This window comes from Moorena sp. SIO2C4 (assembly GCF_010672485.1).
GTDB lineage: Bacteria > Cyanobacteriota > Cyanobacteriia > Cyanobacteriales > Coleofasciculaceae > Moorena > Moorena producens.
Window position 1 is genome coordinate 1 of record NZ_JAAHGN010000740.1, and the last position, 3,864, is coordinate 3,864.

4 protein-coding genes are annotated in these 3,864 nt (G+C 44.9%); 1 reads left to right on the forward strand and 3 read right to left on the reverse strand.

All coding sequences use genetic code 11. The annotated features are described in order from the left end of the window. Window positions 1-88 precede the first annotated feature (88 nt). On the reverse strand, window positions 89-1,435 hold the full coding sequence (gene miaB, locus F6K20_RS28180; RefSeq protein ID WP_008188664.1) for a tRNA (N6-isopentenyl adenosine(37)-C2)-methylthiotransferase MiaB: 1,347 nt from the start codon (window positions 1,433-1,435) through the stop codon (window positions 89-91). 528 nt (window positions 1,436-1,963) lie between these two features. Here miaB and F6K20_RS28185 point away from each other — a divergent pair. After that, window positions 1,964-2,155, forward strand: a complete 192-nt coding sequence (locus F6K20_RS28185) for a hypothetical protein (RefSeq protein ID WP_008188662.1) — start codon at window positions 1,964-1,966, stop codon at window positions 2,153-2,155. 88 nt (window positions 2,156-2,243) lie between these two features. Here F6K20_RS28185 and F6K20_RS28190 read toward each other — a convergent pair whose 3' ends face one another. Beyond that, window positions 2,244-3,668 carry a carotenoid oxygenase family protein gene (locus tag F6K20_RS28190; RefSeq protein WP_287296879.1) on the reverse strand — a complete coding sequence of 475 codons (1,425 nt, stop codon included), beginning with the start codon at window positions 3,666-3,668 and terminating at the stop codon, window positions 2,244-2,246. Then, window positions 3,610-3,864 (reverse strand): hypothetical protein (locus tag F6K20_RS28195; protein ID WP_287296881.1); only part of this gene is annotated, 255 nt, incomplete at its 5' end. The genes F6K20_RS28195 and F6K20_RS28190, both read right to left, overlap by 59 nt.

Genomic DNA, 3,864 nt, shown 5'->3' on the forward strand with positions numbered 1-3,864 from the left:
TAAGACCTCACTGCATGGTTACTCCCGATTCCCGATTCCCGATTCCCGATTCCCGACTCCCGATTCCCGATTCCCGACTCCCGATTCCCTATTCCTCTACTCGCTCACCAGTCAAGCTAAAGGCACGAGCTTCGGTAATTTTAACTAGAACTAGCTCACCTTTAAGGTGATTAATATCCCCAGAGAAGAACGTGAGACGATTTCCTTTGGTTCTGCCCATCACTTGAGTATTGTCTTTGGGATTCTGGTCTTCCACCAGCACTTCCTCAATCCGTCCCAGATAACGTTGCGATCGCTCAGCTGCTTTTACCGCAACTAGGTGGTTGAGACGTTGAAGGCGATCGCATTTGACCTCCTCAGAGAGCTGATTTTCCCACAATGCGGCTGGTGTGCCAGGACGAGGGGAATAGGCAGCGGTATTGAGCTGGTCAAAGCCAATATCTTCTACTAGTTTTAGGGTATTTTCAAATTGTGCTTCCGTTTCCCCAGGAAAGCCCACAATCGCATCTGCACTAATGGAGGCATCGGGCATATAGTCCCGAATGGTATTAATAATCCGGCGATATTTCTGGTGGGTATAGCCCCTTGCCATAGCTTTGAGAATATCGTTATCCCCAGATTGGAAGGGAATGTGGAAATGTTCGCACACTTCCGGCAACTCATGACAGGCGCGGATCAGCCGTTCTACAAAGTAGCGGGGGTGACTAGTAGCAAACCGGAGCCGCTCAATGCCTGGCACATTGCTAACATAATACAGTAAATCTGTCAAGGTGTGCTGATGCCGCCCCGATTCAGTCACCCCTGGTAAGTCACGTCCGTAAGCATCAATATTTTGTCCTAATAGGGTGATTTCCTTATAGCCAAGCCGTCCCAACTCCTCCATTTCTGCCCGAATCGCTTCTGGAGTACGGGATTGCTCTAAACCTCGGACATTGGGCACTACACAGTAGCTGCAGCGTTCGTTACACCCATAAATTATATTTACCCAGGCGCTAATGCTGCTGTCCCGTCTTGGTTTAGTGATGTCTTCAACAATATGAATTGGTTCTGTAGCAACTAGCTGGTTGCCATCAAATACCTGGTCTAGCAAATCCCCCAAACGATTGGCATGTTGGGGTCCCATGACTAAGTCAACTTCTGGGACTCGCCGCAGCAGTGCTTCTCCCTCCTGTTGTGCCACACAACCAGCTACTACCAAGGTCAGGTCTGGTTGTTGGTGTTTGCGCTTTGCCTGTCTTCCTAGGTAGGAATAAACCTTTTGCTCAGCATTATCTCGAATGGTGCAGGTGTTGTAGACAATTAAGTCAGCCTCGTTGGGATTTTCTGACCACTGGAAGCCGATATCCTCCAGAATTCCAGCCATCCGCTCGGAGTCGGCTTTGTTCATCTGGCAGCCAAAGGTGGTGATATGGTAGCGGCGGGGAAATGAGGTCATCTTACGTTAAACAGCTAAGGATTCGATCAGGGGATCTTCTCTAATTATAGATTTCTCAGACCTACTCCTCTTTATCATTTCTCAGCCAAACCTAAATTACACCCCTAGACCAAACCTATAGATATAGCAGTCGCCAGGGCAGTTAGGACATCGACATTAGTCTCAAACCTAAGTAAGCGCAAGAGTTTGACTTCTGACAAATGACTTCTGACAAATGACTTCTGCTATAGTTGCCAGCATTTTTCTCTAATCAACATTTTATTAACCAAAATTTTTGTCTGGTTGCTTTACCTTGCTTGACTATTTAATCATATCCGTAAATACACTTATTTTAAACATAAAGCTATTTGTATAAATCCCTAAAATCATCGTTTTTTGTTGGTTTTTATTAAGTTAAAATAGTGTGTTTTTTGCTGGTTTTATTATTTTAATATTTTTTGATTAATTTAGTTTTTATTGAAAATTCATGCTGATTTTGCTGGAAAAGTTTTGAAGTAATGAGTAGAAACTTTGAGCAAGGTCACCACAATGGGTTTTCAAAGATATATCTTTTTGTCTACTCTGCTAGTTACAGTTTTAGGAGGTAATTTTTACTATGGTGAGTCTAGTTTTGGACAAGGGTACCATTCTGATTCGGTTTACCAGCAATTACTAGCTGTACAGGAAGAAAGTTGTCCTCCAGGAAGCGGACGGCGAGAGACTTCTGATTGTTTAAATTGAAAGCCTTTATCCTTAAAAAAATGGCTATATCCTGCTGGAATTGATAACTACAGTTCAGGGGAATTTATCAGGTAAATTTAAAAGATAACTACCTGGATTTCCACTGACCATGAAAGCTGAAGGGGATAACCTTTGGTAATCCCAGACGACATATCGGTTCTTGATTTAGGGTGTTTCTACCAAATACCATCACTTCACTAGTATCAGAATTACCGTCATACACCACTGTTAATATCCAACCCTGGTCAGGATTCAGGCTATCCGTTACATAGACTGGTTCCGAGGGATAGCGATTTTCTCCTAAATCAGCCACAATCAAGGTGCCAGTTTTGTGGTCAAAACATCCAATTGCACCCAATAATTCTTTACTAATATCGACGACTTCGCGATGTACTGATAAATAAGTATGAAGTGAGTATTGTCCTACTCGCTGTTGCGGCACTACAGGAAATTCACAGCTTCTATCCAACAACTGTTGTAACTGCACGACCTGACCAGTGTCAGGATTCAGTCGGGCTTGCCACAGGGTTCCTTTCGCTTCGGTCTTAGTTTGACCAGTGGCAACTTCTTTCAAATACTGATTGGTCTGAAAGTCAGCATAACGGACAAAATCAATCACGATCAAGCCATCTTTCTCCACATAACCATTGCTGAAGTGCCACTGATACCAGGGTTCTGCTTCACCGCGACTGACTACACTAAGGCTGTCACAATCTACAACAATAATTTGGGTTGACTTATTTGGGTGCCACTCCATAGCATCACCATAGCTGCACCAACCTAGAGCTACTTTTAGGAAATTCACTCGCACTGGGGGTACAAAAAATACTAGATACGGCCCTGCCAGAACAAAATCATGGATGAAGGGCAAACCCTCTAGCTGTACTGACCCTTGTTTGATAATTTTGCCAGTGGAGTTGCTCTTGTAAATGTTGAGTCTGCTATTAAGTTCAGCCGTCAGTCCAAAGTTGAAAATCTCTCCAGTTTTGGGATCAATCTTGGGATGGGCAGAAAAGGTTGCTCCCTGGGCTAGGCCAGATAAGTCATCAGTGCCTCTGGTTTCTAAGCTCTGGAGGTCTAAGGCATGGGGATGACCACCTTCCCATAGGGCTAACAATTTATCAGGTAATGGTAGCACTGAGGTATTGGCAGCATTTTTAACTGGCTTACTCCAGCGTTTCCAGATTGGTCCTGGTGTTGTCATGCCATAGTTGGGGTACAGTAATTTGTCAGCAGCTGCTTCTGCTTGATAGCCAGAGGTTTGGACGTAGCGATAAACTCCTGTGGCACCAGCAGGGGTGAAATGTACTGCTAAAATCGCCCCATCACCATCAAACCAATGTCCAACAGCTACACCACCTCGCTCTAACCGTGCAGGACCATTTCTATACAGAGAACCTCGCAACCCTTCTGGGATTTGGCCAGAGATGACCGGGAGGGCAGTAGGCGGAAATTCAGTTGCCGGTTTTGCGATCGCATTCGCCCAGCCTTTTGTTGTAGATGCTTGATTCATCGTTGCTATAGCAGTTGTCAAAGGGAGCAGGGAGCAGGGAGCAGGGAGTAGGGAAGAGTGTGGGGAGATGGGGAGATAGGGAGATAGGGAGATAGGGAGATGGGGAGATAGGGAGATAGGAAACATTTTTATAGCTTTTCTGATATTTACCAGGTAAACTCAATGTTCTTAGCCCGATTCCCGATTCCCGATTCCC

Bases quoted from the DNA above. Each gene is read 5' to 3' on its own strand.
- miaB (WP_008188664.1), bottom strand. From the start codon at position 1,435: ATGACCTCATTTCCCCGCCGCTACCATATCACCACCTTTGGCTGCCAG.
- F6K20_RS28185 (WP_008188662.1), top strand. From the start codon at position 1,964: ATGGGTTTTCAAAGATATATCTTTTTGTCTACTCTGCTAGTTACAGTT.
- F6K20_RS28190 (WP_287296879.1), bottom strand. From the start codon at position 3,668: ATGAATCAAGCATCTACAACAAAAGGCTGGGCGAATGCGATCGCAAAA.